The organism is Nocardia brasiliensis ATCC 700358 (genome assembly GCF_000250675.2).
Classification (GTDB): Bacteria; Actinomycetota; Actinomycetes; order Mycobacteriales; family Mycobacteriaceae; genus Nocardia; species Nocardia brasiliensis_B.
The window spans coordinates 2,397,185-2,424,027 of the sequence record NC_018681.1; the positions used below are offsets into that span (position 1 = coordinate 2,397,185).

Sequence of the window (26,843 nt, forward strand, 5' to 3'; positions counted from 1 at the left end):
TGTTCACCGCAACCGAATTTCGCAATGCGCGCCGGTACCGGGCGTCTTGTGACACCGTCTGAAGATGGGATCGAAAATGCGGGTGCTCGCGGTGGCGGTGAGCGTCGGTTTGTCCTTGACGGGGGTGACGGCCTGCGGGTCGGGCAGCGACGGCGAGTCGCTGACGATCACCGCGAACGCGATCAATTCCGCGGGCGGGAAGAACGCAGCCGAAGCGAAGTGGATCGAAGACTGGGTCATCCCGGAATTCGTGGCACAGCAGCGCGCCAAGGGCGTCACCGTGCGGGTGAAGTTCCAGGCGACGGGGGTGCCCGACGAGGACTACAAGAACCGGATCGCCAAGGATCTGAAGACCGGCACCGGTGCGGATGTCGTTTCGCTGGACGGGATCTGGGTCGGTGAGTTCGCGGAGGGCGAGCAGATCGCGCCGCTGGACGAGCTGGTCGGCGCCGACAAGGTCAAGGCGTGGGACGGCTGGCGGCAGATGCCGGAATCGGTGCAGCGGTTGCTGTCCTACAACGGCGCGCAGTACGGCATCCCGCAGGAGACCGACGGGCGGGTGCTGTTCTTCAACCGGAAGCTGTTCGCGCAGGCGGGTTTACCGGCGGACTGGCAGCCGGCCAGTTGGGACGACGTGCTCGCGGCGGGTCGCAAGCTGAAAGCGGTGCCGGGTGTGATTCCGGTGCAACTCGACGCGGGCACGAGTTTCGGTGAGGCGACGACGATGCAGGGCGTGCTGCCCTTGCTGGCCGGCGCGGGCAGCGAGCTGTACGAGGACGGCAAGTGGGTGGGCAACACCGCGCCATTCCGCCGGGTGCTGGAGTTCTACCGCACCCTGTACGGCGAGAAACTGGGCGACGCGCAACTGCAGCAGGATGCCAAGGGCCGGGAGAAGAGTTTCGAGAAGTTCGCCGAGGGGCAGGTCGGAATCCTGTTGGAGAGCGACTATTTCTGGCGTGGCGTGCTGAACCCGGCCGGGGGCAGCGTCCCGATGGCGGACCGGGACACCGTGGTGGGGTGGGCGCGGATTCCGGCGACGACGCCGGGTACCGGGGTGCGTCAACAGGACCTCGTGAGCATGTCCGGTGGCGGCGGCCGGGTGCTCAATCCGAAGAGCAAGAACATCGAACTCGCTTGGGAACTGCTGCAATTCATGAACTCGCCCGCGGCGTTCGCACAACTGCTGGCCGCGGGAGGTCCGCGGATCACCGCGCGCCAGGACGTGAATGCCGATGTGCTGAGCGGTGATCCGCTGCTGACCTTCGTATCGCAACAGGTCTTGCCGACCACGTCGCTGCGCCCCGCCTTACCGGAATACACCCGGGTGTCGAAGGCGATCCAGCAGGCGACGTTGGATGTGATCACCGGAACGAGCCCCGCCGACGCCGCCGCCGAGTACGGCGCCGCGGTGGCCGAGGCGGTGGGCAAGGACAAGGTGGCCGGTGACTGACCGGGCCGCAACCGATTCCGATGTGGCGGGACTGGGGCGCTGGAAGGCGAGCGCGTTCGTCACACCGGCGCTGCTGCTGATCGCCGCGTTCCTGGTGTTCCCGGCGCTGTGGCTGCTGTGGATCGGGCTCACCGACCTCACGGTGTCCGGGCGCACCTCCGTGCACGTCTCGGTGGTGGGACTGGACAACTATGGCAAGGCGCTGACCGACCCGCTGTTCGGCAACAGTGTCTGGATCACCCTGCTTTTCGTGTTCGGCTCGGCGATCATCGGGCAGAACTTCCTCGGCTTCACGCTGGCCTGGTCGCTGCGCGACGTGCCACGCTGGCTGCGTGCGGTGGTGGAGAGCCTGGTGCTGCTGGCCTGGATCCTGCCCGCCAGTGTGGTTGCGGTGCTGTGGATCGCGATGCTGGACCGCGACGAGGGAACGGTGAACCGGCTGCTGGACAGTCCCGGCTACGCGTGGATGATCGAGCACCCGCTGGCCGTCATCATCGTGTTCAACATCTGGCGCGGCACGGCGTTTTCCATGCTGCTCTATTCGGCCGCGCTGTCCACGGTGCCGCCGTCGCAGCTGGAGACCGCTCGTCTGGCCGGAGCGTCCGGCCCACAGGTGTTGCGGGACGCCGTGTTTCCGCATGTGCGGGGGCACGTTCTGACCAACACCCTGCTGATCAGCCTGTGGACCTTCAACGATTTCACGCCGTACCTGCTGACCCGTGGCGAACCGAACCATCGCAGCGAGACCCTGCCGATCTTCCTGTACCGGCAGGGCATCGATGACGGCGCACTGGGTTACGGCGCCGCCGCCTCGGTGCTGATGCTGCTGATCAACCTGGTGCTCGCACTGTTCTACCTGCGACTGTTGCGGCGGAGGCCGGCATGAATCCCAGGCAGATCGTCGCCCGGATCGGCTTCTACACCTTCGTCGCGGTCGTGACCGGCTGCTTCGCGCTGCCGATGCTGTGGCTGGCGTCCGCCCCGTTCGACGCTACCCCCGGCTACGCCCCGCGTCTCCCGAAAAAGCCCACTCTGGAACACTTTTCGGCGCTGTTCGACAACGACCTCGCGATGGGATCGTTGTGGAACTCGGTGCTGCTGTCCGGCGCGTGCGTGGTGCTCGTCGTGGCCGCCGCGGCGCTGGCGGCCTATGCACTGTCACGCGTGCGGATTCCGGGCCGGGACGCGCTGCTGTACCTGCTGCTACTGCTGTCCAGCGTGGTGACGGGCACGGCGGCGATGGTGCCGATCTTCCTGATGATCTGGAAGTTGGGTCTGCTGGACCGCCAACTCGGCGTGGTGCTGGTGTTGTCCGGCGGCCTGTTGCCCGCGGCGATCTTCATCCTGAAGGACTTCATGGACTCGGTGCCGCGGTCCTACGAGGAATCGGCGCGGGTGTTCGGTGCGGGTCCGCTGCGGATACTGTGGGACATCGTGGTTCCGGTGGCGCGGCCCGGTCTGGCCACGATCGCGGTGTGGACCGTCGTGAACGTGTGGGGGAGCTACCTGGTGCCGTTCCTGCTGCTGCGTGATCAGGACAAGCAACCCGCCGCCGTGGTCGTGCGCACCTTCTACGACGAGGGCGGTGCGGCGCAGCTCGGGCCGATTTCCGCGTTTTCGCTGCTGTATTCGATTCCGGTTGTACTGATGTATTTGTTCGTCAACCGGCGCTACGGCTTTCGGCTGCACGGAGGGATCAAGGCTTGATGGCGCAGATCGAACTGGTGGAGCTGACCAAGGAATTCGCCGGCGGCGTGCGAGCGCTCGACGGCTTGTCTTTCGCGATCGAGGACGGCGAGTTCTTCGCGCTGCTCGGTCCTTCCGGATGCGGCAAGACCACCTTGCTGCGCACCATCGCCGGACTGGAAACGCCGACCAGCGGCCGGATTCGGATCGGCGACCGCGATGTCACCCGGCTCGCACCCGGCCGCCGCGATGTGGCCATGGTGTTCCAGGACTACGCGTTGTTCCCGTACATGTCGGTGGCGGACAACATCGCCTATCCGTTGAAGGTGCGCGGTGCCGACCGGCGCAGCCGGGTCGCGAAGGCGACCGAGACCGCGGATCAGCTGTCCCTGCAAGGTTTGCTGGCGCGCCGGCCCGCCGAACTGTCCGGCGGGCAGCAGCAGCGCGTCGCGCTGGCCCGCGCGATGGCCTGTCACCCGAAGGTGTTCCTGTTCGACGAACCGCTGTCCAACCTGGACGCGCGGCTGCGGCTGGAAGCGCGGACCTTCCTCAAGAAGCTGCAACGCGAACTCGGCGTGACCACGGTGTTCGTCACCCACGACCAGGCCGAGGCGCTGGCCCTGGCCGATCGGATCGCGGTGCTCGCGGCCGGGCGGATCCGGCAGCTGGGCACGGCCCGCGAGGTATTCCGCAGGCCCGCCGACACTTTCGTGGCCAACTTCATCGGGTCCACGCCGATGAACCTGATCCCCGGCGAACTGGTCGGGTTGGCCGATTCGGTCATCTGGGGCGCGCGGCCCGAGTATCTCGACTTCTCCGGCACCGCGGTGGCCGGGGCACTGCACGGTCAGGTGTCGACGGTCGAGCATCTCGGTGCGACCGCACTGGTCACGGTGGCCGGGGACGGATACACCGTCGGCGTGACGGTGCCGGAGGCGGCGGAGCCGGAGCCGGGCACCGAAGGGTGGGTCGTTCCGCAGGCCGATCGAGTACTGCTGTACGACGCGGAATCGGGCCGCTTGCTGCCGTGACGCCGAAATTCCGTGGGGTGTCCGGCGCTCCGGCCGCTAGTCTCGGGACATTATGACAACGCAAGCCCCGGTGGGTGCCGAGCCGCCCATCGATGATCGGTACGACGAATTCCTGGACGGGGTGCGGCGGACGTTCGAAACGAAAGCCGCCGAGAGCGCGGCGCTGTTCACGGTCGACGCCGGTGATCTGTTCGAGGTGTTCCTCGGCGCGCTCACCCCGGAACTCGCCGCGGCGAACAACTGCGGCACCTGCCGGGCGTTCCTGCGCCGATACGGGGGATTGGTCTGCGTTGATGCGGACGGAACTGCGAAATCCGTGCTGTGGTCGGCGAGCGATAGTCCGCCGAGCTATGCCCGCGCCGTGGCCGCGCTCGCCGAGACGGTCGAGGGCAGGCCGATCACATCGCTGTTCCGGTCCAGCGCGACGAATTGGGGCTGCGCCGAACGCGGTTCGTGGACGCATCTCGCGCTCGCGCCCGCCGAGCACCTGCTGCATCGGCCGACGGCGCTCGTCTCGACGGGCCAGTATGTCGCGGCGAAGAACGCCGACCGGGAAACACTCGAACGCGCCCTCGCCGAATTCCCGGCTCCGGTCGTGAAAAAGGCGGTGGCACTGCTGCGTACCGAACAGCTCTACCGCTCGGACGCGATACTCGGTGCCGGTCAATGGCTTTCGACAGTGCACGAGCAACTCGACGCGGTCCGCGGGCACGGTGCGGCCGCGCAACGGCAGCGCGACAATCTGGTCTGGCTCGCCGCCGCGACCGCACCGGCCGGGTTCTGTCACGTCAAGAGCGGCATGATCGGCACGCTGCTCAGCGATCTCGCGGCGGGTCTGTCGTACGAGAGCGTCGAGCGGCGTTTCGCCGAGAAGATGAATCCGCTGCAGTACCGCAGGCCCACCGCGGCCCCGACGGCAGCGATGATCGCGCGCGCCGAAAAGGTCATCGCCGAACTCGAGGCGGCCGGATCGCTGGCCCGCCGTTTCGCGAAACTCGCCGATGTGCGCCCGATGTGGGCGCGGTCGGCGCCGACCCGTCGTTCCGGTGGTGTATTCGGGCATCTCGTGCCTGCCGAGAAGCACAGGGGCGCCGCTGATCTCGACGTCGGCCCGGTGGTGCTCACCTGGACGAAGTTCGCGCGCACCGTGCTGCCGGACGCGGATCGGATCGAGTACGAAGTACCCGGTTCGGCAACCAGTTACGGTGCGATGGTGACCGCGGCGGACCCGGCCGCGCCGCCGATCGTGCAGTGGGATTCGCCGGACCGCCGCAACCCGGTGACCTGGTACGTCTACGTGAACGGTTCCCCGCCGAAGCAGTGGGGACTGCGCCCCGGCGAGCACCGCGACGTGACCGCCGTGGTCCCGCACCCCGCCACCTGGTATGTCGAGGACGATCGCACGGCTCGCGAACAATCCGTGCTGTTCGCCCTCGCCGGCGCCACCGATACCGGCTACACCAACGGCGCGGGGTTCTTCCCGGAGTTCCTCTCGAGCGAATTGCACGAAATCCGAAAGACGTTGGAAGCGCATACGCAACAGGCGGTGGTCGCGGGCAAGGACGACGCCGAGGTCTGCGGCCTGCTGATGTCGAAAGGCGGCAGCCTCGGGCACACCTTCCTGGTCACCAGCGCCGGAATCCGCACGCGCTACACCATCGATCGCTGGGACTGAGCCGGACGCGGAGGTCGCTCGTTCAGTCGGTGGCATGCCCGCTGCGGACCGGGCAGGCCGGTGTCTGCTGCGCGTCGAGGTCGGCGAAGTACCGGGCGCAGGGGCGTAGGCGGCGGGCGTCGAGCACCATCCAGGTACCGAGGCCGAGCTGGGTGAGGCCGCGCCAGACGTCCTCGAACCGATCGCGAGCGCGCAGCCCGGTCAGCATGGCGCGCAACATGATCGGTGACGGGGGCCGGTCGGCGGCCAGCAGCAGACACGGGGCACGGTGCGGTATCGAGCGGGTGTGCGAGACCGACGAGTGCAGGCGGTAGTCGTCCAGCACCGTGCGGGCGACCGCGCGCATCGCGATCGGTGACAGCCGCCAGGCCGGGCACGGGCGATTGGCGGCAACGCCGAACGGGATGTGGTGGGTGTCCTTGGCGCGGTGCGTGGTCCACCGATCGGGGTCGAAGCGGTCGGGGTCGAGGTGGCCGGTGCGCTCGAACTGCTGATAGTTGAAACACAGCACCGTGCCCGCGGGGATCGTGCTCCCGTCGCCCACCGCGATATCGCCGGTGGTGATCCGGTGTGCGATGCCGAAAAGCGGGAACTGGCGCAAGGTTTCGTCCAGCACGTGCTCCAGGTACGAGCTGCCCGGTTCGGCCAGGATGCGGCGCTGCACGTCCTGGTGCTGGGCGACGGCGAGCAGCAGATGCGCCATGCCCTCCGACATCTGGACGACGGCGGTATTGAAGAACGCGCCTTGCAGGTAGTAGGCGTGCTCCCGCGGGCTGAACAGGCCGGGCAGGCGATGCGGCACCTCGCCCGCCTCGATCCGGGCGAGCAGGTAGCGGGTGAGGCGGTCGCGCCGGCGCAGGTGCCGCAGTCCGGTGCATTTCAGCGACGTCACCACGTCGTCGGCATTGCCGACGATGAGGTCGCGTGCGGCTCGCGGGCACGGCTCGCGAAAGACCAACTCGTAGAAGAATTCTGCCCAGATCGGCATCATCAGGTCACGCAGGCGCACCAGTGTCACCGGCCCGGCGGGCAGTTCCGCGAGAATCCGGCGGGCGCAGCGTGCGGCGAGCTGCTCGATCTCGGCGGTCGGCAGGGCGAGCACGGCCCTGGTGGTGCGTGCCGCTTCGGTGTAGCGGGGGCCGTCCTCCAGGTGTTCCTGATGCACTTCGGGACCCGGTGCCAGCCAATACCAGAACAGATCCGAGAGGGCCGCTCCTCTGCTGCGTCCGTTGGCCGCCGGATGTTCGTACAGGCGCTGGAACAACTCCGGGCCACCGCGCTCGCCGGGCAGGGTGATCTCGTTGCGGCCGTTGACTTTCGCGAAGATCCAGACCCGCAGGGCCACCACCGCCTTTGGCAGCCAACGGGATACCGCCCAGAGTGCCCCGGTCGTCGCGAGCAGCAGCGTCGTTCGCCTCAGCACCGCGCCGCCGTCCCTCGGACCGTCACCAGGTCGGTGTCCAGTTCGGACAGCGCCGCCACGCCGCACAGGGTCAGCGTCTGCTCGACTTCCGTGCGCAAGGTGTCCAGCACTTCCGCGACACCTTTGTCGCCGCCGACGGTCAAGCCCCACAGCACCGGTCGCCCGAGGCCTACCGCTGTCGCGCCCAGCGCCAGCGCCAGCACGACATCCGAGCCGCGGCGCACGCCGCCGTCCAGAAGAATCGGGATCCGGCCGGCCACACCGGCGGCGATCGCGGGCAAGGCGTCCAACGTCGCGGGCGCGGCATCGAGTTGGCGTCCGCCGTGATTGGACACCAGGATCGCGTCGGCGCCGAATTCGATCGCCAGCCGAGCGTCTTCGGGGTGCATGATCCCCTTGAGCACCAACGGAAGTGCCGTCACCTCGCGCAGCCACTCCAGATGGTCCCAGGTGAAGGTGGGCGACATCGCGATAGGCCGGGGCCCGTCTCCGGCGGTGCCGGGCAGGCCGCGCATGTTCTCGGCACAGAGCCCGGCGGGCAGGTCGTGGAAGTCGTTCCGATCGTCTCTGGTGCGCCGCCCGAAGACGGGGGAGTCGACGGTCACCACCAGTGCCGTACAGCCGGCGCGCTCCGCTCGGCGCACGAGTTCGGTGGTCACGTCCGGCTCGGGCTGCAGGTACAGCTGGAACCACACCCGTGCGTTCCGGTCGATCTCGCGGGCCGCCGCGGTGATCTCGCCGATGGCCACGGTCGCGGCCATGCTGGCGATCAGCACGAGCCCGGCGGCGGCGACCGCCCTGGCGGTCGCGCGTTCCCCCTCGGGATGGGCCAGGCGATGAAACGCGGTGGGCGAGACGAACACCGGCATCGCGCTCGGATCGCCGAGCAGGGTCGTCGCGATGGACCGGCCGCTGGTGTCCCGCAGCACCCGCGGCAGCAGCGCCAGGCGGCGAAAGGCCTGCTCGTTGTCGGCCAGCGCGATCTCTTCGCCCGCGCCGCCCGCGAAGAAGTCGTAGTGCGCGGGCTCGAGCAATTCCTTCGCCCGCTGCTCGAGCGTGGCCGGCGGGCAGGTCACCGGGTCGGCTCCGGGGCGGGCAGCGCGGTTACCAAGAAGTCGAACAGCGGCTTGCGGTGCACTGTTTCGTGCGTCCACTCGTTTTCGAGGTTCTCCGTGATGTGATGTTCGGCGATCTGGCGACCGTCGCGGTACTGCCGGACGACCGGGTGCAGATACCGGCCGTCGAGGGCGTGTTCGGCGTCGGACTGGGCGATACGCCGAGCGTTGATGTCGAACGGGTCGAAGCGGTCGTGATCCTTTCCGTACTCGAGGGTGATCACCAAGTAGGTTTCCACCTCGCCGAAATCTCCTGCCGCGATGGCGGTTCCGAGGTAGTCGACCGGCAGTTCCGTCCAGTACCGCGCCTGCGCGTCCGGACCTACCGTGACCAGATCGCCGAGGAAGCCGAACATCTGCCACAGTGCCGAGGTCCGGTTCACCCGCTCGAGGATCGCCTCGCCGACGTCGGCCGTGGTCGTGCCGAGCTCGCGGTGTGGCCAGACCTGCTGATGGTGTCGCTGCTCCAGGATGCGGTGCAATGCCCTTGTCCCATAGCGGAACCCGTGGATGAAGCCGCTGGTGGACTTCTTGAAATCGCGCTCCTGCGTGATCGTGCCCGCGAAGTACAGCCCGGGCACCGTGGTCGACTCCCACGCCGGGGTCTGAGCCGGGAAGCGATCGTTGATCGCCAGTTCCGGCCTGCACTCCGGGGCGAAGATCGAGGCGTCGAACCGGAACCCGGTCGCCACGATCACCCGATCGTAGCGAATGCCCTTGGTGACCTCGTCGGCCCGGGAGAAGCTCACCGTCACCAGGTACGACCCGTCCGGCTGCCGCACGATATCGACCACGTTGCCGTCCAGGATCGCGTTCTGCGATTTGAGCTGATAGGTGTCGAGAAAGTTGTTGTTGATCGCGCGCAGATGGCCGACGAAGTGGGTCTGCCAGGCCAGTCGCACCGAATGTGGTCCGGCGACGTGGATCAGCGCGGTGGTCTCGATGAGGTTGTCGGCGGTCTCGAAGGCCGAGTTGCCCTTTCCGATGATGAGCACCCGTTGATCGGTGAAATCCGCTGGGTCGACCGACACTTCGCTGTACAGCTCGGCTGTCTCGATACCAGGGATATCGGGCACATAGGGTTTCGAGACGCCGGTGGCCACGATCAGCCGGTGTGCGCGCAGGACCTCGCCGCGCTGATCGACGACCTCGAACAGATCCGGTCGGCTGATCCGTTCGACCATGGTGTCGTAGCGGATCGACAAGCCTTGCCGCGCAGTGTATTCACGGAGATAGCGGACCATATCGTCGGCAGCCGGGAAGAAGCGTCGCGAGTAGTCCTTGAACGGCGGGCCCGGCAGCAGCGAATTCCAGTCCATGCGCAGGTTCAGCTCCGGATCGTCCCAGCCCGTGTGCACCTTGTTGATCGAGATCAGCTGGCGGTGCCGGGGATATCTGGTGAAGAACGTGCCCGCCGCGGGCCCGCCCTCCACGATCAGATAGTCGCGGCCCGCCTGCTGTAGGTGGTGACCCATTTGGAGGCCCGCCGGTCCAGCGCCGATGATCAGGTAGTCGAGTTCGGACAACGTCTCCTCCAAATGTCTGGCGTTACCGTGGATACAGCTCCAGTAGGGCTTTCTTGTCCGGCTTCCCGCTCGCCGCGGTCGGGGCTTCCGGCACCACCGTGTAGGACTGCGGCACACTCGATTCCCCGAGTTCCGCGCGCACGAGGGCGGACAGTGCGATCGGGTCCGGCGTACGGCCCGGGCGCGGTACCACGAAGGCGTGCACCGCTTCACCGCGGCGGTCGTCCGGTGCGCCGACGACGTAGGCCTGGTCGATATCCGGGTGCCCGGCCAGCAGTCGTTCGATCGGACCCGCGTATACCGGCAGCGCGTCCACGATGATCACGTCACGCGCCCGGCCGGTCAGATAGAGATAGCCGTCCGCGAGGTAACCCAGGTCGCGGGTGCGTACCCAGCCGTCGACGAGGACGTCGGCGGTTTCGGCCGGGTCACCGAGATACTCGGACATCATGTACTCGTTGCGGACGTAGATCTCGCCGTCCCGAATGTCCACTGCGACACCGGGTAGCGGGCGACCGACCGAAGCGAGTACGCCGCTGTCGATCTCGGCGGGCGTCAACGCGGTCAAGCCGCCGGTCTCGGTCTGCCCGTACGCCTGATGCACCACTGGACCGAGCACCCGCACCGCGTCCGCGAGCCGATGCGGAGCCAGTGGCGAGCCCGCCACCACCATGGCGCGCAGGCTGCTCGTGTCCCTCGGGGTGGCGCGCAGTGCGTCCAGCATCTGGTAGAGGCGGGGCACGTTCATGATCGTGGCGGTGATCCGCAGTCGCTCGATCACCTCTGGAAAGAGGTCTGTACCAACAGGTTCCGGGATGACCGCGGTGCCGCCACCCAGCAGACACAGCGCGAGATAGTCTTGCACCACCGCGCTGGCCAGGGTGCCGAACAGCAGATAGCGCTGCGCGCAGGCGGCGAGCGCGGCCGTCTCCGGGCTCCAGGTCTGCTTACCCCACGACCAATGCGCCGACATCGCCCGGTAGGTCTGCGCGCAGCCCTTCGGCAGACCGGTGGTGCCGCTCGTGTAGGCCACACGGGCGATGTCACCGGAACGCGCCTCGACCGTCACCGGCTGCGCCGGGCCCGCCAGGAGCGCGCGCACCTGCTCGTCGTCCAGAACCGCGTCCACCCCGTTGCTCAGCACATGCTGTAGCTGCCGCGCGCTGAGCCCCGGCCGCACCCCGACGACATGGCAGCCGAGGGTGTAGGCCGCCAGATACGCGGCCAGCGATTCGGCGCTGACGTCCACCATCATCGCCACGCCACGCCCGGGACCGAGCCCCCGCTCCCGCAGCCCGCCCGCGATAGCGCCCATCATCGCGAGCAACTGTCCCTTGGTGACGGTGCGCGAACCGTGCTCGACCACGACTTTTCCCGGTTCCACCTGCAACGCCCGCACGATCGACCCGGGAAAGCTCACTCGACCATGATAAGAACTGCGCGGTCGGAATAGTTTGAGTTTCAACAAGTTTGGCCGGTTCGGCAAGTGGACCTGACCGGCGGCGCATAATGTGTCCCACCCTGTCCGATGAGTTTCGCGCGTCCGGGAGGTCTGGTCAGTCATGCGAAAACTGATTTATTCGTTCACCGTCTCTCTGGACGGCTTCATCAACGATCGGGACGGCAAGATCGACTGGTCGGATCCGGACGACGAACTGCACCAGTTCCACAACGACCGGTATCGCGAGATCGAGATCTCGCTGCACGGCCGTCGCCTGTACGAGTTGATGGCCGAATACTGGCCGCACGTGCCCGCGGATGCGTCGCCCATCGAGCGCGAGTTCGGCCGCCTCTGGACGGACAAGCCGAAAGTGGTCTTCTCCAGGACGCTCACGGAGGTCCAGTGGAACAGCACGTTGGTGCGGGAGAACGCGGTCGAGGAAGTCCGTAAATTGAAAGCCGACGGTGACGGGGTGATGGAGGTCGGCGGCGCGGAGCTCGGCGCCGCGCTGATCCCGCACGGCCTCGTCGACGAGTACTGGCTGTTCGTCAGCCCGGTGGTCCTCGGCGGCGGCACCCCGCTGTTCCCCTTGCTGGACAAACGAATTCAGCTCCGCCTGGCCGAAACGAAACATTTCGACAAGGTGGTGCACATGCGCTACGTGCTCGACTGACGTCCGCGACCGCACAGCACCGAACCGCCTCAGCTTCGAGTGCCGAGCAGCCATCCCCGCACATCGGCCAGCGCGGTGCCGCCGCTGTCGGCATCGATGCCCGCGGCCAGGTCGGCTACGGAGACCTCGGCGAGCGCGCGTGACCATGCCTGCTGAGCGGTGGCCATGGTGCGGGCGATCGCGCACGGACGCGCACACTGCCCGGCGGGAATCCCGAGTGGTCCACGCTGCCGGATCTCCGCGCAGCGGTAGGCCGGTTCGGTCCCGTCGATCGCCTGCGTGATGTCGAGCACGCTGATCTGCGCGGCCGGTCGGGTGAGGGTGTATCCGCCGACCTGACCGGCCGTGGAGCGGACGATGCCCGCCCGGGACAAGGCCTGTAGGTGCTTTGCCGTGTACGCCGGCGGAGTGCCGTGCAGTTCGGCCAGCCGAGCCGCGGGTACCGGCTCGTGACTCTGGCTGAGCGTGACGCAGCTGTGCAGGGCCCACTCCACACCGTTCGACATCTTCACGCACCCATCGTACCGATCTCGGACATGAGATATCCGAGATGTGATAGAACTCGGATAGAAATTATCCGAGATCAACACTGAGGTACTCATGACAGGCATTGCGTCCCGCACCTCGCTGGGAGCCGCCGCGGTCGCGTTGTTCGCCGCCGCCGCGAACCTGCGTCCGGCCATCGCGGCCGTCTCGCCGCTGGTGGACCGCATCCAGACCGACCTGGATCTGTCCGCGACCGGCGTGGCATTGCTGACGACCGTTCCTACGCTGGCGATGGGCGTCTGCGCGCCGCTGGGCGCCTATGTGGGACGTCGCTACGGATTGCAGCGCGGGGTGCTGCTCGGGCTCGCGATCATCGCGATCGCCACGGCGGCCCGCTCGGCCGGCGCGTCCACCTGGCTGCAATTGAGCAGTGCGGCGATCGTGGGGGCCGGTATCGCGATCGCGCAGACCCTGTTGCCTGCCGTGGTCAAAACGCGTTTCGCCGATCGAGCCGCCCTGGTGACCGGCATCTACACCGCAGGTCTCGGACTGGGCGGAGCGGTGGCGGCCGGTGTCAGCGCGCCGTTGGCCGACCTGCTGGGCTCCTGGCCGGGGGCGCTGGCCTCGTGGTCGGTCCTCGCGGTGGCGGGGATGGTGCTGTGGTCCGGTGCGAAAGGTGCGCTGGGACTGGATGGTGTTGCCGCCCTTGCGGGTCCGGCGACCCGCGGTCTGCCCTGGCGCAGCGGTTCGGCGTGGCGGATCACCGTACTGTCGGCGGTCAACTCGGCGCTGTATTACTGCGAATTGGCCTGGGTCGCACCGCTGCTGCACAACAGTGGGGGCTACAGCGCGGCCGCATCCGGCGTCATGCTGACGGTCATGATCGCCATCCAGGTCGTCGCGATGCCGGCCGTGCCGCTGCTGCTCGGTGAGCGCGAGGACAAGCGTGGCGGCCTCGCGGTCACCATGATCGTCACTGCCGCAGGCTTTCTGGGCTTGGCCCTCGCGCCGGACACGGCGACGTGGGTGTGGATCGTCGCCCTCGGCGTCGGGCACGGCGGCCTCTTCACGCTCGTGCTGACCATGCCGGTGCTGGTGAGCCGCGACCCCGGTGAAGCTGGACGGATCAGTGCGCTGGCGTTCTTCGTCGGCTACGGCAGTGCCGCCTCGGCTCCCGTGCTGGTGGGCGTACTGCGGGACAGCACAGGCGATTTCCGGCTCGCCTTCGCCCTGCTGGCCGGGCTCGGCCTGCTCACCCTGCTGCCCATCCGCCACTTACGACCCGCCCTGAACCGAAAGGCTTGAACGATGGAATTCACCGAAGTACTGCGTGGCCGCCGGATGGTGCGCCACTACCGGCCCGATCCGGTGCCCGCGGAGACGCTGCGGCAGGTGGTGCGGGTCGTGCGTCGCGCCCCCAGCGCCGGATACAGCCAAGGCCATCGACTGGTTGTGATCACCGATCCGGTCGTGCGCGGGCAGTTGGCGGCGGTCGCCGAGCCCTGGTATCTCGAACACGGTCATCAACCGTGGATCTCGCAAGCCCCGGTGCACATCGCCCTCGGGATACGCGAGGCGTCCTATCACGAGCGCTACACCGAATCCGACAAACTCACCGACGGCGCCGAAATCCCTTGGCCCGTCCCGTTCTGGTGGTTCGACGCCGGCGCGCTGTTCACGCTCCTGCAACTCGCCGCGATCGACGCGGGACTGACCACTGGCTTCTACAGTCCCGCCCCGCCCGACGAACTCGACGCCCTCGCGAAGATCGCCCAGCTACCAGACGACGTCGCCCTCGTCGGCATCCTCACCCTCGGCTATCCCGCAGACCCGGACGCCGCACCCGACCGTCGCCTCGCCGACCGCCGCAAACCGCTCGAAGAGCTGGTGGTCTGGCGGTGAGCTGGACCGGGAGCGGTCGATGATCTGATTCTGGTTTGTCGTGACGACGGTCGTGAAGGAGCTGGCGCGGCGTTGTGCCGGCTACTCGGCGCCACTGACATTCGTGGACTTTGCCGCGACGAGTTCCAGTACCGCGCGCGGGGTTTCGAGCGCGTCTGCTTCAGCGTTGCTGATCGTGATGTGGTAGTTGTCGCTGATCATCAGCACCATTTCGACGCGAGCCAGGGAGTCGATTTCCAGTTCCTCGAACGTCCGGTCCAGTTCGTGTTCAGGTAGTTCCACGATGATCTTCGGTGGCCCGTCTCCGAAGTTGATCACCTGGGTAAGGATTCGCTCCAGATCTGCCGGCGTCATTGTCGCTCAGTGCCTTTCGTTCGACTTCGGACGTGTTCACCGATGGGGGAGAGTGGCGATCAGGGCGTTGTTGACGGTGGGCAGATCGAGTGGGACGAGTTCGATGCCGGTGAATCCTGCGCGGGCGAGAGCGGCGGTGTGTTCTGCGGTGGAATAGCTTCTGCCGTGTTCGGTTTCGATGACCATGTTGAGCCCCATCAGCGCGGCGTCGGCGGGTCCGGACTTGTCGTCGGCGAGCATCAGTTCGGTGATGATGATCAGCCCGCCGGGCGGGAGCGCTGCGGCGGCTTTGCCAAGCAGCATGTCCACGACGTCAGGGCCCCAGTCGTGGAGCACCGAGGACAGCAAGATCGCGTCGTGCCCCGCGGGGAGGTCCGGGTCGGTCAAGAAGTCACCGGCCACACTGGTAATTCGGTCGGACAGATCGGCTTCGGTGATCCAGACAGGAGTACGGGCGGCGATCGTCGGCAGGTCGTAGACCGTGCACCGCAAGTGCGGGATTTCCCGGCACAGGGCTATGACGTGTGAGCCGGTCGCGCCACCTACGTCGAGCAGGCGCTGACGGTTCGTCAGAGCGCGAACCGTATGGGCGAGCGCTGTGCCGGTCGCGAGTCCCGCGGAGTGAATGGCCGACCAGAATTCGCTGAGGCGGGGATCGTCGACATCGAACGCGGAGGCATGACCGCCTTCGGTATCCCACGTGACGGGCTGGTCGGTGCGGAGCACCTCGGGTAGCCGGTACCAGGATTGGTATTCCTGACTGTGGATGAAGCGGATGAATCCGCCCAGGTACCCCGGTTGATCAGGTAGCAGACACGCGCGAGTGGTCGGCGTGAGTTCATAGGTGCCGTCGGCATGGCGGACAATCAGCCCCAATGCCGTACAGGCGGCGAGGAGTTGGCCGGTGGGGCGTTCAGCTGTCTGCAACTTGGCAGCGATGTCGTGCGCCCGCAGGCCATGGTCGACGTCCAGAACGGCGAACAGGTCGACGTCCAAGGCCGCGGCCAGCGTGTTGGAGGCCCAGAATCCGGTGGCTATGCGCAGGATCTCGGTGGGATCGGTCATGTGTCGGCACTTTCTGGGTAGCGGCGGACGACGAGGGTTGCGTTGTGGCCGCCGAAGGCCAGCGACGTCGACATCGCGACATTGATCGGCAGGCGGCGGGCAACGTTCGGGGTGTAGTCCAGATCGCAGGCGGGGTCGGGGTCGTTGTAGTTGATCGTGGGCGGGACGGTCTGATGCCGACATGCCAGACAGCAGAGAGCGGCTTCCACCGCACCGGTCGCTCCAAGCATGTGACCTGTCATGGATTTGGTTGACGAGATCGCCACGCTGTGTGCGTGGGCGCCGAATGCCGTTTTGATCGCGAGGGTTTCGGCGGCATCGTTGAGACGGGTCGAGGTTCCGTGCGCATTGATGTACCCGACCTCGGGCGGGGTGAGATCCGCATCGCGGAGCGCTCTGGAGATGGTCAGGGCAGCAGCCGCGCCGGTGGGGTCCGGTGCGGTGAGGTGATGGTGATCGGTGCCCGCCGCGTATCCGCGAACCTCCGCGTGAATGGTGGCGTGCCGGGCAATTGCCGAGTCCAGGTCCTCGAGCACCAGGATCGCGGCCCCCTCGGCGAGTACGAATCCGTCGCGATGGAGGGTGAACGGGCGACTGGCGCGGGCCGGATCGTCATTGCGCCGGCTCAGGGCGCGCATGTTCGCGAACCCGGCAAGGAACCATCGTGCGATCGGCGCTTCGGTGCCGCCGGCCACGCACATGTCGGTGTAGCCGTCGGCGACCAGCTGGAAACCCTGCCCGACCGCATCGGCTCCCGAGGAACAGGCGGTAGTGGGGCTATAGGACGGGCCGTCGAAACGATAGCGCCGTGCTACGGCCGATGCGCACGCATTGGGCACTATCGCCGGAAGCAGCGTCGGAGATACGTGCTGCGGACTGATCTGTGCGGCGGATACGCCGGTACTGAGCGACGCGATACCGCCTTCACCGGAGGCGATGATCGTGGCGACGCGTTGCGGCAGCGCGCCAGGTGCGGCGTCATCGAGAGCCAGCTGGGCGGCGGCGATTCCCAGTTGGCTGAACCGATCATATAGTCGGCGTTCCTTCGGATCGAGCCAGTCCGCGGCATCGAATCCAGCAACCTGACCGGCGATGCGCACCGGAAGGTCGGTGACGTCGATTCCGCTGATCGGACCGATCCCCGATTGCCCGGCGAGGCAGGCTTTCCACACGGTGTCTGTGCCGATTCCCAAAGGTGTGACCAGCCCGATTCCTGTGACGACAACCCGCCGCCGGTCGGTCATGGCCCTGCTCCGGCACCTGCTACGACTGGCTCGAGGCTGGCCGCGACTCGTGCGGCGGTGTCGGGTGCGGCGGCGAGACGGCGCATGCGAATCGGCAAAGACAGCACAGTCCCGAGCAGCCAGACCACGAAGCTCACCAAGAGTGCTCTGCGTCGTAGTCCGGCAGGCGGTGAAGCTGCGCGGATGAAGCTGCTCCAGCGCTGAAAGCGTGGTGTGACGGCGAGGTCCACAGCAGCGGCGAGTACATCGATCGGTGCCGCACGCTCATTGGCGAGCACCACACGTACATGGTCTGCCACTTCGTCGGATGCGGCGGCGGCGAGCTGCTCGGCCAGCACTCGGCCGAGGCGTTCGAGGCGGGCGTATTCATCGGGCCCGACGCCAGCCGGCGGGAACCGGCCGAATGCTTCGCTACGTCCGGTGATCAACCACCGCAGGGTGGTGACCATCGTCTGCTCCGGTGCGTGGGTATCGGTGGCGGCCACAGTCCCCAGATGGCGGCCGCCGGCATCGGTGATCCGGTGGTACAGGTCGAGTGCCGCCGCGTACCACATGTTCCGACAGGCGAAGACGACCAGGACATCGCGTCCGCGCAACTGCGGGCGCAGCCGCGAGATCATGGCGCGGACCGGGAGTGACGGCGCGAGAAACCACACCTGTGCACCGATGATGAGTAGATCGCCTGGTCGACAGGGCGGTAACTCGATTTGTTGTACTTCGATATCGGCTGTCGGGTCGGCAGCCGCGGGGAACACCGACACGAACTGTCGCAGCGACCAGGGAAAGGGGAATGGTGCCCGTGGGACGATCTCGTGTCGCTCGACCCGCCATCCGGACTGCGCGAGTGGCTGCACGAGGGTGTCGAGGACCGTGCCGAGCTGGCCGGTCTGGGAGAACCACACGACTGATGCCGTGTGCGCAGTACGGTCAGTCATCGGCGGTCACCGCGGTAAGGTGCACGTAAGCGACAGAGAACCGTGCGGACTCCGGAACAAAGCACAACAATGTGTCACCGGCCTCTATGAGATCCCGTGCCAACATTTCTTCCAAGATCACGAATATAGCGGCGCTGCCGATGTTTCCGACACGAGTGAGATTGGAGTACCACCGTTCGCTCGGTGGTACTGGTATGCCACGTCGGGAGAACTCGCGGAGCAGCAGGCCCTTCAATCGCTCGTTGGAATAATGTGCCGGCATCCACCGGATCCGATACGGATCGATGCGGTCGGACTTCCACAACCCTTCGTAATCCTCGACGCAGACCCGAACCACCTCTGGAATCAGGTGCAGGTTCTGGCGCCATGCCAGGGCTCCCGCCGCTTCAGCCGCCGCAGCGGAAGGGTAGTCCCACCAAGAGCGAAGCGGTGCATCGGATGCGGAACCCAGATACATACAGGTCTCATGGACGTGCGCATAGGAATTCAGGGAGATCCAGTCGATCCGCAACGACACTCCGCGGGAAGCCGGCTGGTCACGCAGGATTGCCGCACCGGCCCCGTCGGACAGCATGTAGCGAAGAAAGGCCGCCTCCATCGGAAGTTCCCCGGTATCGGTGGCGACGGTATCGAAATGCGCGTTCTTGAAGATTCGGCCATTGCATTCCGACGCGACCACCACCGCTGTGTTTTTCGTGCCGGACCCGACATGCAGGTGCGCTGTCTGAAGGGCTGAGGTTCCGGCATTGCAGCCGCCGTAGGTACTGATGACCTCACACTGTGCTGATTTCAGTTCGCCGTGCACCAGCGAAGCCAAACCCGGCATGATGACATCGCCGACAGTGGTCGCGGCGGCCAAGAACTGGATATCGGCAAGGGACACTTCGGACCGGGCGATGGCATCGTTCACGGCCTTGGCGCACATGCGCGTGTTCGACCAGACCGCTTTCTGCTGCTGGTCGAGGGCGTAGTGCCTCGTGGTGATCCCCGAGTTGGTCAGCACCTTGTTCTTGAGAGCGCGCGTACTCGGCCCGGGCCGACCCACGTAAGTGTCCATTTGGTCGTTGGACACCGGTTCCCCAGGTAGGAATCGCCCCATTGCTGTGATGTATACGGGCATCGGTTTACCTCCTTCGGGTGGTGAGTTGTTCGGCTAGCGAGAGCAGATCCCCGACGGTGTCGGCGTCGAAGAGGCTCTCGGTATCGAGGTCCAGCCCAGTGGCCTTGCGCAGATCGACAACCAGGGCCATCAACTCGAGCGAGTCGACATCCAGGCCATCGCCGAGTCGTGCGGCCTCGACGACCTGGGCGGGGTCGACACCGCGCCGGTCATGGAGCCAGCCGGCGATGAATGCCAGCAACTTGTCACGGTCGAGAACACGATCGTTGTCCGGGCTCACTTGCTCGGTAGTCCTTTCGGTGCTTCGTGATCGTCACGGCAGCCGCACGACCTGTGCCGCGTAGGTCAGGCCGGCGCCGAAGCCCAACAGCAGCGCGAGACTTCCTGCGACTGTGGGGTATTCGGCTGTCAGCCGATCCAATGCCAGCGGAATGGACGCTGAGGATGTATTGCCGGACGAGCTGATATCGCGGGCCACCACTGCGTCGCGGCGGATTCCGATGCTTCGGGTCAGCCTGTCGATCATTCGGGTGTTGGCCTGGTGCGGAACGAACACGTCCACCTCGTCGACTTTCACCCCTGCTTTGGCGCATGCCTGCACAGCCACGTCGACGAGCTCGGTAACAGCCCATTGGTAGACCTCGCGGCCGCGCATGGTTATCCGGCGTTGCCAAGCGGGAACCCGGATGAGTTCCGCTCCGCTCCCGTCCGAACCCCAGACCACCGGCCCGATGTCTGTGCCGGAACTCGACGTGACCAGAACCGCGCCTGCGCCGTCCGCGAACACCGGTGCGGTGATCGGATCGGACGGATCCGTCCAGTCCCGGAGGCGCTCGGCGCCGATCACCAGCACCTGCTCGGCCGTGGCGCATCGGATCAGGCAGTCTGCCACGGCCAGGGCATAACAGAACCCCGAGCAGCCTGCGTTGATGTCGAATGCCGCGGCCTCGGGAATATCGAGCATTGCCGCGACCGATGCCGCTCCATTCGGAATAGGCGAAGGCTGCGAGCACGTGGCCAATATGACGCCGTCGATCTCGCCGGGCCGGGCATCGACGTTCCTGATGGCGCTGCCGGCTGCAGCGGTGGCCATCGCGACAACGGTCTCGTCGTCGGTGCCGAACCCTCGGGTTGAAATCCCCACTCGTTGCCGGATCCACGCATCGTCGACCGGTGGACCTATTTCTGCCGATAGCGCATCATTGTCGACAACGACACTCGGGCGGTAGGCGCCGATGGAACGAATCCGCGACCCCGGAGAACTGCTTTTCGGAGTGCGGAGATGATTTTGTACTATCGCAATCTCCTATCGATGTTGCCGCAAATGGAATCAGCCGTTTGCGACCTGTCGGCATGGATATGCATTCTCTCGGCGTGGTATCGAGATAATGTCGATCAGCAATTGATGATCTTATTATCGGACAGGCCTGGGGGTGTCGTACGCAGCTTATGGAATTCATTGCGGCGCGGCGAAGATCAATTTCGACTGCCGTGGATCGGGTTCGAAACTCGAGGGTGAAACAGCGGCAACGTCGCGGCCAACTGCCGCCGACCGCTACCCGATGTACCGGCGCCGCCTTGTTTCTCGCAGCGGTGCTGCTGACTCCCGATGCCCTCATTGATATCAATCCAGGCCGATCGATTCGGGTGGGGATTCTGTGAGGAGCTGCGGTTGTCGGCAACCAGTGGGCTTCGCCACCGAAGTCCCCTGTTTCTCTGGCACTTTCGAATATCAACCGGTGTTGACATGGTCGATCTTCATGCTGCCGTTCGACCAGGTTGGTCCTAGTCAGCGCCGAGCTCGCCCGGATGAGGTTGTGCGTTGCGACTCACGCCCAATTGAACGAGGGTTCAACGCTCGAAGAGGGACCGGTGGGTTCTGATCCACTCGGCGACGGTGCGGGGGGTGCGGCCGAGGGTGTCCTGGACGGTCAGGGTGGTCTCGGCGAGGGCGTTGTGCCGGTAGGCGGTATCGATGCCGAGAAGGATTTCGGCTGCGGCACTGTTCAGTCCCGCCTCGAGCAGGATTCGGCGTTGGTCGTCGGGGCTGCGGTGGGTGTAGGTGACCGGGCGGGCGAGTTCGGTGGTGAACAGTTCGGCTAGTTCGGGCATGGACCAGGGGCGGGCGCCGGTCAGGTGGAGCGAGCGCTGGGTGTCGTCCGTGGCAGTGCGGAGTTCGTGGGCGGCGACGGCGGCCACGTCTGCGGCATCGATGAGGTTGACGCGACCGGATGCCGCTGTGCCGCCCCAGGTTCCGGCTCGAATCAAGGGCGCCGACACCGCGAGGATATCGGTGAAGGTGGCGGGCCGCAGGACGGTGAAGCCGATCGGGGCGGCGGCGAGATGGGTTTCGATTTCGGCGTGCCAATCCCAGGGGTGGGTGTTGGCCGGTCCGCCCATGGCGGACAGTTTCACGAGGTGCCGCACGCCGGCGGCGACGGCGGCGTCGATGACGGCCTTTTCGTGCTGCACCTGGTCGGGACTCGAGCCGTGCGCCAGGAAGACCCGGCTGCTCCCGGACAAGGCGCGGCGCAAAGTTGACGCGTCCGAGTAGTCGGCCCGTACATAGGAGACCTGTTCGTCGTCCGCGAGGTCGCGCCGCGTCAGGACCCATGGTCGAATCCCTTCGGCGGTCAGGTATTTCACCAGATGGCTGCCGACGCGGCCGGTGCCACCCACTACTGCGATGGAATTCATCGTCGCCCCTTCTGTTTCGGCGGTGCGTGTGCTCGGGTGGTTCAGAACAGGGTTTGCAGGACGCTGACGTCGAAGGGCGTAGCGTCGGATAGGTGACCGGACAGGGCTTTTCGTGGCCACTGCGGGTCGGCGAGAAAGGCGCGGCCGACGGCGGCCAGGTCGAACTCGTCGCGTTCGAGCCGGTCCAGGAGCTGGTCGATATCGGTTGCGTCGGCTCGGGCATTGAAGCCGTTGTGGTCGCGGAACACGCTGTCGAGGCCGACAGAACCGACGGTGATGGCCGGCCTTCCGGTGAGCTTCTTGGTCCAGCCCGCGAGATTGAGGTCGCTCCCTGCGAATTCGGGTGTCCAGTAGCGTCTGGTCGACGCGTGGAAGATATCGACGCCGGCGTCGGCGATGGGGGTTAGCAGGCGCTCGAGCTCGTCGGGAGTGTCCGCGAGCCGGGCGTCGTAGTGCTCTTCCTTCCACTGGGACAGCCGGAAGCTGATCGGAAAATCCGGTCCGACGGCCGCGCGGACCGCGGCGACTGTTTCGGCCGCGAAGCTCGCGCGGGAAGCCGGGTCGCCGCCGTAGCGGTCGGTGCGCCGGTTGGTGTGTGCCCACAGGAAGTCATCGATCAAATAGCCGTGGGCGCCATGGATCTCCACGGCGTCGAAGCCGAGTTCGCGGGCGGCGGCGGCACCGTCCGCGAACGCGGCGATCACGGCATCGATATCGTTCTGAGACATGGCTTTTCCGGCACTGTCGCCGTTGAGGTCGATGCCGGACGGGCCTTCGGCCGGTACCCCGAGCGGTGCCGTGCCGGGCCGGCGTTGCATGCCGGTATGCCACAGCTGCGGTGCGATGACGCCGCCCGCCGCGTGCACGGCAGCGACGACTTCGGCCCAGCCCGACAATGCGTCGGCACCGTAGAAGTGCGGCACATCGGCATAGGCGGGGGCGGCGGCCCGATCGATGTAGGTGCCTTCGGTGATGATCAAGCCGGCGCCACCCGCGGCCCGGCGGGCGTAGTAGGCGGCGACATCCGGGCCCGGTATGCCGTGCGGCGATTTCTGCCGGGTCATCGGCGCCATCACGATCCGATTCCGGGTTCTCAGACTGCCGAGGGCGAATGACCGTCCGAGTAGCTGGACCGCGCGGTCGGTGGATTGTGTGCTCACGGAAAACTCCTCGTATCAGGGACTTTTAGCCACAGTCGGGCGCGCGTTCGGCCGGTCGGCGCGATCGCGAGGTGTTGCCTGCTGCTCGGTCTAGTTCGGCTCGGTGAAACCGGCGGCGCGCGCCGCATCGATGGTTTGCTCCGAGGTGGCTTGGGCGACAATGGAAGTCACCTGCCAGCGGCCGTTGTGATGCCGCCGGACTTCGAAATGCACTAGAAGGCGTTCGATTTCGGTGGTGGTGCTCCGGCGTGACCAGATGGCGTCGATGCCCCCGGCGTTGGGTGTATACGCGAAGATGTGCCGGTCCAGCACCGTGGTGTCGACGTACGAGGCCGCCCGGAGCGGGCGATGCTGTTCGCGCAGGACAGCCAGTATGTCTTCTTCGGTGGTCGCCCAGCCGTTCACCGTGCGACGCGTGTCGGGATCCTCGACGATGAAATGCAGTGGCGGCGACCAGTATCGGAGCAGTACGGCCGGGTCACGGGTGGCGTCGCGGGCCAGTTCGTTCCACAGCGGTACGTAGTCATCGAAGAACCATCTGCCGATTTCCTGGACCGTTTCCAGCTCGCTGGTCATGGTGCCTCCGTACAGCGTCGATTCGTGCTACTCGATCGTGGTGTCGTCGCGTCGGCGTGCCCGGTGTGCGCGCGTATTACTGGGCATTCCACAGGCGTACAGGTCGTGCCAGACTCCGCTGTTGTTGCGGGAGCGGTCGTAGAACGCGCCCTGGCAGCGGGGGTTGCGACAGGTTTTCAGTCGCGACCACGAACCGTCCGACTGCCCCGCCAAAGCCGTCGACAGTGCCACGGCCGCCACGTATCGCCACCCGGAACCGCTTGGCTCCACGGCGATTTCGCCGTCCGGGCGGACGGACAGCTCGACGGTCGCGCCGGGTACGGCGAGTGTCTGTGAGTTCGAGCCGCCGGATTTGTTGTGCGAATGCGAGATGTGCGCGTGCAGATTGTCGCGGAACCCGCGCAGGGCTGCCCGGCTCTGTTCGTCGAGATCGATCCGCTGGGCGGCTATGCCGGACGTGGCGGCCCAGGCGGCGATGGCCTCGTCGAGCCAAGCCTGGGCGGATTCCAGGTGTTCGAGCAGGTCGGGTTGCCGCGGGCGGCCGGCGGACCTGGTATTGAGCAGGTCGTGCACGAATCCGAGGGCACCCGGCGCCGAGTCGACGGCATACCGTCGGTTGGCCGGCCACACGGCTTCGGCCTGGTCGTTGTCGGCGGGGGTGCGCATGAATCCATGATCGGCGATGGTCGGCTCGGCCATCGCTAGCGCCCCTGGAATTGCAGGCGTGGGCGGGGCCGGCCGGCGGCGAGGGCAGCCGCGGCCGATTTCAATCCGGCGGCGACATCGGCGGTCTCGAACAGCGGTATCGAGGTCTCGATCACCTGGCTGTCCGCCGCGGCGATGCCGCCGTCGGCCCAGGTACGCAGTAGCCGCTTGTGCGCGGCGTGCGCGAGTGTCGGGCCGGTCGCCACGTCGGCGGCGAACGCCCGCGCCCGGTCGAGCAGGTCGGTATCGGGGACAACATGATTGACGATGCCGAGTTCGGCGAGCGTAGCGGCCGGAATCCGCTGTGAGGTGAGCGCCCATTCCATCGCCCGGGCCCGGCCCACCCGTGCGGCCACCCGGTAGACGCCACCGAGCAGCGTGGTGATGCCCAGCAGCTGTTCCGGGTGACTGAACTGCGCGGATTCACCCGCGAAAACGATATCGGCCCGCAACACCAGCTCGAAGCCGCCGCCGAAGCACTGGCCCTGTACCGCGGCGACAACCGGCACCGGAATCCGTTCGAAATGGGTGTAGACCGCCATCGCACGGTCGAAGAAGGCTTGGCGCGCGCGGTTCGACAAGTCGATCCAGGGCACGAAATCGCCGCCGAGACTGAAATCGTCCCCCTCGGCGCGCAATACGACGGCACGGGCCGCACTGGCCTCGACCGCACCGACCGCGGCATCGAGATCGTCGATGAATTCCGCGCTGAGCCGGTTCTGGGGCGGGTTGTCGAGGGTGATCGTGGCGACGTCTGCATCGATCGAAAGGCTGACAGTGCTCATAGTGCTCTCCTCAGGCCAGATGGGTGGTGAACCAGTCGAGGGCCGCGTCGCTGGAATGCTCGAATCCGCTCAGGTACGGGTCGAAATGACCGCCCGGCATCAGTTCCAGGCGTTTGGGTTCCAGCGCCTCGCGATACGCGGCCAACGCGAGATCGGTGGGGCTGATGGTGTCGTGCGAGGCGACGATCATCAGCAGTGGAGTGGGGGAGACACGGGCGGCGAAACCGCCCGGGTCGTACATTCGCGCCTTGCGAGTAGAGCGCAAGGTGACCTTGTTCTCCCAGCGCGCGCCTTCCGGCACGGTGGACAGATAGAAGTCGACGGCATCGGGCGCGTGGTAGGCCGCAGGGGTGGCGGGATCCTTGTCGACCAGGGCTTGGTAGCGCGGCGGATTCCCTTGTGCCTGCGCACGTTCGTCCTCGTCGAGTTCGTGCTCGAAGGCGGGCGTCAGGTCCGGCGGCACCCGGCGCAGCCCCGACTGATAGCCGCTGATATTGGGCACCTGCGCGACGACCGCGCGCAGCCTGCGGTCGGTCGCGCCGAGCGCGATCGCGTGCCCGCCCGCATAGCTGTTGCCCCACAGCCCGATTCGCTGAGCATCGACCTCGGGGCTGGCTTCGAGAAAGGACAGGGCGCGGCGCCAGTCGTGGATCTGCTGCCACGGGTCGATGTCCTGGCGCGGTTCGCCGTCGCTGTCGCCGAAGCTGCGGTGGTCGTGGGACAGCACCACGAAGCCCGCGCCGGCGAATTTGTCGGTGTAGGGCTGGATGCCCTGCTGGCGGACGCTGCCGAAGCCGCCGGTCATGGTGATCGCGGGATGCGGGCCGGGGCCGTCGGGAAGGTAGAGGGTGCCGCGCAGCAGCACACCGTCCTCGGCCGGGAACTCGACTTCTTGTTGCTGTGTCACGATCGGTCCTTCCTGGGTGCGGTGACGGAACGTTCGACGCGTCCATCGAGTGCTTGCCGTACAAAGGAATCCAGCAGCCGGGCCATCGAGTCCGGTTGCTCCAGGTGGGGCCAGTGACCTGAATCGGCGATCATGTGCACCTGTGCCGCCGGGAAGCGCGGCGCCACGTGCGTAGCGACCATCTCGGCGGTGACCATGGGATCTCGATCCCCGCGCACGATCAGCACCGGGCCGGTGAACTCGCTCGGCACCGGTGCGCCCGGCAGCCCGTCATTCCATGAATCGACCAGCCCCGCAACCACTTCGGTGCGAATGCGCGCACCGGTCCGGGCGAGGCGCCGCAACTCCGCAGGCGGCAGTGCGAACGACAGGTCGGTCCGGGTCTGGGATTGCGCGCGTTCGTCGCCTGCCATTGCGCGGAACGGGGCGACCACATCCTCGGGAAAAGCGGTGCCCGCCAACGGCACCGGCGTGAGTAATGCCAAACCCTGGACCTTGCTACCGGCGGCGACCGCGGCGAGCTCCGCGATCGGTGCCCCCATGCTCTGCCCGACCAGCACGACCGGCGACGCCAGCGAATCCAGCACCGTCAGCACGTCATCGGCGAACCTGGCCAGCGAGTACGGGCCCGCTTCGGCTGTGCGGTCACCGCATCCCGCGAGATCAACGGGCACGCATCGGGTGGGGTCCAGTGTCGATCGTGCGATCAGCGGGCCCCACACGTGCCTGTCATCCAGGAAACCGGGGATGAACACCACAGCGGGGGCAGGGTTGGGTTCCATGAGTCCTCGGTTCGTGGGGGGCGTGGCACATCGGGCATGTTATAGGTCAAAGTCTGTTACCTATATCAAGGCTGGCACAGGAGTCGTCATCTTCCAAGGGCGGTT

27 protein-coding genes are annotated in these 26,843 nt (G+C 66.6%); 8 read left to right on the top strand and 19 right to left on the bottom strand.

The window, feature by feature from the left end; translation table 11 throughout:
- The first annotated feature begins 64 nt into the window (after nucleotides 1-64).
- From O3I_RS10715 to O3I_RS10735, 5 genes are read left to right on the top strand one after another with little or no spacing between them, the layout of a single operon-like run.
- The gene (locus O3I_RS10715; protein WP_141692055.1) at nucleotides 65-1,450 is read left to right on the top strand and encodes an ABC transporter substrate-binding protein; all 1,386 of its coding nucleotides are present in this window, start codon (nucleotides 65-67) and stop codon (nucleotides 1,448-1,450) included.
- Nucleotides 1,443-2,336, top strand: coding sequence for a carbohydrate ABC transporter permease (locus tag O3I_RS10720; RefSeq protein ID WP_014982927.1), 894 nt, complete (start codon nucleotides 1,443-1,445; stop codon nucleotides 2,334-2,336). Before O3I_RS10715 ends, O3I_RS10720 begins: the two co-directional genes overlap by 8 nt.
- Nucleotides 2,333-3,157 (top strand): carbohydrate ABC transporter permease, encoded by an 825-nt coding sequence (locus O3I_RS10725; RefSeq protein WP_014982928.1) that lies wholly within the window; start codon nucleotides 2,333-2,335, stop codon nucleotides 3,155-3,157. Before O3I_RS10720 ends, O3I_RS10725 begins: the two co-directional genes overlap by 4 nt.
- Nucleotides 3,157-4,167: an ABC transporter ATP-binding protein gene (locus tag O3I_RS10730; RefSeq protein WP_014982929.1), complete on the top strand. Its 1,011-nt coding sequence runs from the start codon at nucleotides 3,157-3,159 to the stop codon at nucleotides 4,165-4,167. Before O3I_RS10725 ends, O3I_RS10730 begins: the two co-directional genes overlap by 1 nt.
- Nucleotides 4,168-4,219: 52 nt before the next feature.
- Nucleotides 4,220-5,842, top strand: a complete 1,623-nt coding sequence (locus O3I_RS10735; protein ID WP_141692056.1) for a hypothetical protein — start codon at nucleotides 4,220-4,222, stop codon at nucleotides 5,840-5,842.
- A gap of 22 nt (nucleotides 5,843-5,864) precedes the next feature.
- Here the strand turns inward: O3I_RS10735 and O3I_RS10740 are convergent, their stop codons facing one another.
- Genes O3I_RS10740 through O3I_RS10755 form a run of 4 tightly spaced genes read right to left on the bottom strand, consistent with a single transcriptional unit; the run spans nucleotide 5,865 to nucleotide 11,326 of the window.
- Nucleotides 5,865-7,265 (bottom strand): cytochrome P450, encoded by a 1,401-nt coding sequence (locus O3I_RS10740; protein WP_014982931.1) that lies wholly within the window; start codon nucleotides 7,263-7,265, stop codon nucleotides 5,865-5,867.
- Nucleotides 7,259-8,341, bottom strand: coding sequence for an alpha-hydroxy acid oxidase (locus O3I_RS10745; RefSeq protein ID WP_014982932.1), 1,083 nt, complete (start codon nucleotides 8,339-8,341; stop codon nucleotides 7,259-7,261). The genes O3I_RS10740 and O3I_RS10745 overlap by 7 nt, the downstream gene beginning before the upstream one ends.
- The gene (locus O3I_RS10750) at nucleotides 8,338-9,906 is read right to left on the bottom strand and encodes an NAD(P)/FAD-dependent oxidoreductase (protein ID WP_014982933.1); all 1,569 of its coding nucleotides are present in this window, start codon (nucleotides 9,904-9,906) and stop codon (nucleotides 8,338-8,340) included. The genes O3I_RS10745 and O3I_RS10750 overlap by 4 nt, the downstream gene beginning before the upstream one ends.
- 22 nt (nucleotides 9,907-9,928) lie before the next feature.
- Entirely contained in the window at nucleotides 9,929-11,326 is a 1,398-nt protein-coding gene (locus O3I_RS10755; protein WP_014982934.1) for a class I adenylate-forming enzyme family protein, read from the bottom strand.
- 142 nt (nucleotides 11,327-11,468) lie between these two features.
- Here O3I_RS10755 and O3I_RS10760 point away from each other — a divergent pair, with 142 nt between their 5' ends.
- On the top strand, nucleotides 11,469-12,020 hold the full coding sequence (locus O3I_RS10760; protein WP_014982935.1) for a dihydrofolate reductase family protein: 552 nt from the start codon (nucleotides 11,469-11,471) through the stop codon (nucleotides 12,018-12,020).
- A gap of 29 nt (nucleotides 12,021-12,049) precedes the next feature.
- Here the strand turns inward: O3I_RS10760 and O3I_RS10765 are convergent, their stop codons facing one another.
- Nucleotides 12,050-12,532, bottom strand: coding sequence for an RrF2 family transcriptional regulator (locus O3I_RS10765; RefSeq protein WP_014982936.1), 483 nt, complete (start codon nucleotides 12,530-12,532; stop codon nucleotides 12,050-12,052).
- Between the two features lie 88 nt (nucleotides 12,533-12,620).
- On the opposite strand from O3I_RS10765, the gene O3I_RS10770 reads away from it, so the two are divergent.
- Entirely contained in the window at nucleotides 12,621-13,811 is a 1,191-nt protein-coding gene (locus tag O3I_RS10770; RefSeq protein ID WP_014982937.1) for a CynX/NimT family MFS transporter, read from the top strand.
- Between the two features lie 3 nt (nucleotides 13,812-13,814).
- Nucleotides 13,815-14,408, top strand: coding sequence for a nitroreductase family protein (locus O3I_RS10775; protein WP_014982938.1), 594 nt, complete (start codon nucleotides 13,815-13,817; stop codon nucleotides 14,406-14,408).
- 81 nt (nucleotides 14,409-14,489) lie between these two features.
- Here the strand turns inward: O3I_RS10775 and O3I_RS10780 are convergent, their stop codons facing one another.
- From O3I_RS10780 to O3I_RS10845, 14 genes are all read right to left on the bottom strand, one after another.
- The gene (locus O3I_RS10780; protein ID WP_202804926.1) at nucleotides 14,490-14,726 is read right to left on the bottom strand and encodes an acyl carrier protein; all 237 of its coding nucleotides are present in this window, start codon (nucleotides 14,724-14,726) and stop codon (nucleotides 14,490-14,492) included.
- Nucleotides 14,727-14,798: 72 nt separating this feature from the next.
- A complete protein-coding gene (locus O3I_RS10785) occupies nucleotides 14,799-15,827 on the bottom strand; it encodes a methyltransferase (protein ID WP_014982940.1) in 1,029 nt (342 codons plus the stop codon).
- The gene (gene fabF / locus O3I_RS10790) at nucleotides 15,824-17,071 is read right to left on the bottom strand and encodes a beta-ketoacyl-ACP synthase II (protein WP_014982941.1); all 1,248 of its coding nucleotides are present in this window, start codon (nucleotides 17,069-17,071) and stop codon (nucleotides 15,824-15,826) included. Before fabF ends, O3I_RS10785 begins: the two co-directional genes overlap by 4 nt.
- The gene (locus O3I_RS10795) at nucleotides 17,068-18,006 is read right to left on the bottom strand and encodes a hypothetical protein (protein ID WP_141692057.1); all 939 of its coding nucleotides are present in this window, start codon (nucleotides 18,004-18,006) and stop codon (nucleotides 17,068-17,070) included. Before O3I_RS10795 ends, fabF begins: the two co-directional genes overlap by 4 nt.
- Nucleotides 17,999-19,126 carry a hypothetical protein gene (locus O3I_RS10800; protein WP_041562542.1) on the bottom strand — a complete coding sequence of 376 codons (1,128 nt, stop codon included), beginning with the start codon at nucleotides 19,124-19,126 and terminating at the stop codon, nucleotides 17,999-18,001. The genes O3I_RS10795 and O3I_RS10800 overlap by 8 nt, the downstream gene beginning before the upstream one ends.
- Before the next feature lie 4 nt (nucleotides 19,127-19,130).
- Complete coding sequence (locus tag O3I_RS10805; RefSeq protein WP_014982944.1) at nucleotides 19,131-19,406, bottom strand: acyl carrier protein; 276 nt, start codon at nucleotides 19,404-19,406, stop codon at nucleotides 19,131-19,133.
- A gap of 33 nt (nucleotides 19,407-19,439) precedes the next feature.
- Nucleotides 19,440-20,429, bottom strand: a complete 990-nt coding sequence (locus tag O3I_RS10810) for a beta-ketoacyl-ACP synthase 3 (protein ID WP_337587889.1) — start codon at nucleotides 20,427-20,429, stop codon at nucleotides 19,440-19,442.
- Nucleotides 20,430-20,977: 548 nt separating this feature from the next.
- On the bottom strand, nucleotides 20,978-21,823 hold the full coding sequence (locus tag O3I_RS10815) for an NAD(P)H-binding protein (protein ID WP_014982946.1): 846 nt from the start codon (nucleotides 21,821-21,823) through the stop codon (nucleotides 20,978-20,980).
- Nucleotides 21,824-21,864: 41 nt separating this feature from the next.
- Nucleotides 21,865-22,983, bottom strand: coding sequence for a 12-oxophytodienoate reductase (locus tag O3I_RS10820; protein ID WP_014982947.1), 1,119 nt, complete (start codon nucleotides 22,981-22,983; stop codon nucleotides 21,865-21,867).
- Nucleotides 22,984-23,073: 90 nt separating this feature from the next.
- On the bottom strand, nucleotides 23,074-23,559 hold the full coding sequence (locus O3I_RS10825) for a hypothetical protein (protein WP_014982948.1): 486 nt from the start codon (nucleotides 23,557-23,559) through the stop codon (nucleotides 23,074-23,076).
- Between the two features lie 27 nt (nucleotides 23,560-23,586).
- Nucleotides 23,587-24,258, bottom strand: a complete 672-nt coding sequence (locus O3I_RS10830; protein ID WP_014982949.1) for a CGNR zinc finger domain-containing protein — start codon at nucleotides 24,256-24,258, stop codon at nucleotides 23,587-23,589.
- Nucleotides 24,259-24,260: 2 nt separating this feature from the next.
- Entirely contained in the window at nucleotides 24,261-25,049 is a 789-nt protein-coding gene (locus O3I_RS10835) for an enoyl-CoA hydratase/isomerase family protein (RefSeq protein WP_014982950.1), read from the bottom strand.
- A 10-nt stretch (nucleotides 25,050-25,059) separates the two neighbouring features.
- The gene (locus O3I_RS10840; protein WP_014982951.1) at nucleotides 25,060-25,956 is read right to left on the bottom strand and encodes an alpha/beta hydrolase; all 897 of its coding nucleotides are present in this window, start codon (nucleotides 25,954-25,956) and stop codon (nucleotides 25,060-25,062) included.
- Entirely contained in the window at nucleotides 25,953-26,738 is a 786-nt protein-coding gene (locus tag O3I_RS10845) for an alpha/beta fold hydrolase (RefSeq protein ID WP_014982952.1), read from the bottom strand. The genes O3I_RS10840 and O3I_RS10845 overlap by 4 nt, the downstream gene beginning before the upstream one ends.
- Nucleotides 26,739-26,843 lie beyond the last annotated feature (105 nt).

Excerpts from the sequence above, each read along its gene's own strand:
- O3I_RS10830 (WP_014982949.1), bottom strand. The coding sequence starts at position 24,258 with ATGGCCGAGCCGACCATCGCCGATCATGGATTCATGCGCACCCCCGCC.
- O3I_RS10825 (WP_014982948.1), bottom strand. The coding sequence starts at position 23,559 with ATGACCAGCGAGCTGGAAACGGTCCAGGAAATCGGCAGATGGTTCTTC.
- O3I_RS10770 (WP_014982937.1), top strand. The coding sequence starts at position 12,621 with ATGACAGGCATTGCGTCCCGCACCTCGCTGGGAGCCGCCGCGGTCGCG.
- O3I_RS10835 (WP_014982950.1), bottom strand. The coding sequence starts at position 25,049 with ATGAGCACTGTCAGCCTTTCGATCGATGCAGACGTCGCCACGATCACC.
- O3I_RS10735 (WP_141692056.1), top strand. The coding sequence starts at position 4,220 with ATGACAACGCAAGCCCCGGTGGGTGCCGAGCCGCCCATCGATGATCGG.
- O3I_RS10845 (WP_014982952.1), bottom strand. The coding sequence starts at position 26,738 with ATGGAACCCAACCCTGCCCCCGCTGTGGTGTTCATCCCCGGTTTCCTG.
- O3I_RS10730 (WP_014982929.1), top strand. The coding sequence starts at position 3,157 with ATGGCGCAGATCGAACTGGTGGAGCTGACCAAGGAATTCGCCGGCGGC.
- O3I_RS10760 (WP_014982935.1), top strand. The coding sequence starts at position 11,469 with ATGCGAAAACTGATTTATTCGTTCACCGTCTCTCTGGACGGCTTCATC.
- O3I_RS10795 (WP_141692057.1), bottom strand. The coding sequence starts at position 18,006 with ATGACTGACCGTACTGCGCACACGGCATCAGTCGTGTGGTTCTCCCAG.
- O3I_RS10785 (WP_014982940.1), bottom strand. The coding sequence starts at position 15,827 with ATGACCGATCCCACCGAGATCCTGCGCATAGCCACCGGATTCTGGGCC.
- fabF (WP_014982941.1), bottom strand. The coding sequence starts at position 17,071 with ATGACCGACCGGCGGCGGGTTGTCGTCACAGGAATCGGGCTGGTCACA.
- O3I_RS10775 (WP_014982938.1), top strand. The coding sequence starts at position 13,815 with ATGGAATTCACCGAAGTACTGCGTGGCCGCCGGATGGTGCGCCACTAC.
- O3I_RS10725 (WP_014982928.1), top strand. The coding sequence starts at position 2,333 with ATGAATCCCAGGCAGATCGTCGCCCGGATCGGCTTCTACACCTTCGTC.
- O3I_RS10815 (WP_014982946.1), bottom strand. The coding sequence starts at position 21,823 with ATGAATTCCATCGCAGTAGTGGGTGGCACCGGCCGCGTCGGCAGCCAT.
- O3I_RS10715 (WP_141692055.1), top strand. The coding sequence starts at position 65 with ATGGGATCGAAAATGCGGGTGCTCGCGGTGGCGGTGAGCGTCGGTTTG.
- O3I_RS10800 (WP_041562542.1), bottom strand. The coding sequence starts at position 19,126 with ATGCCCGTATACATCACAGCAATGGGGCGATTCCTACCTGGGGAACCG.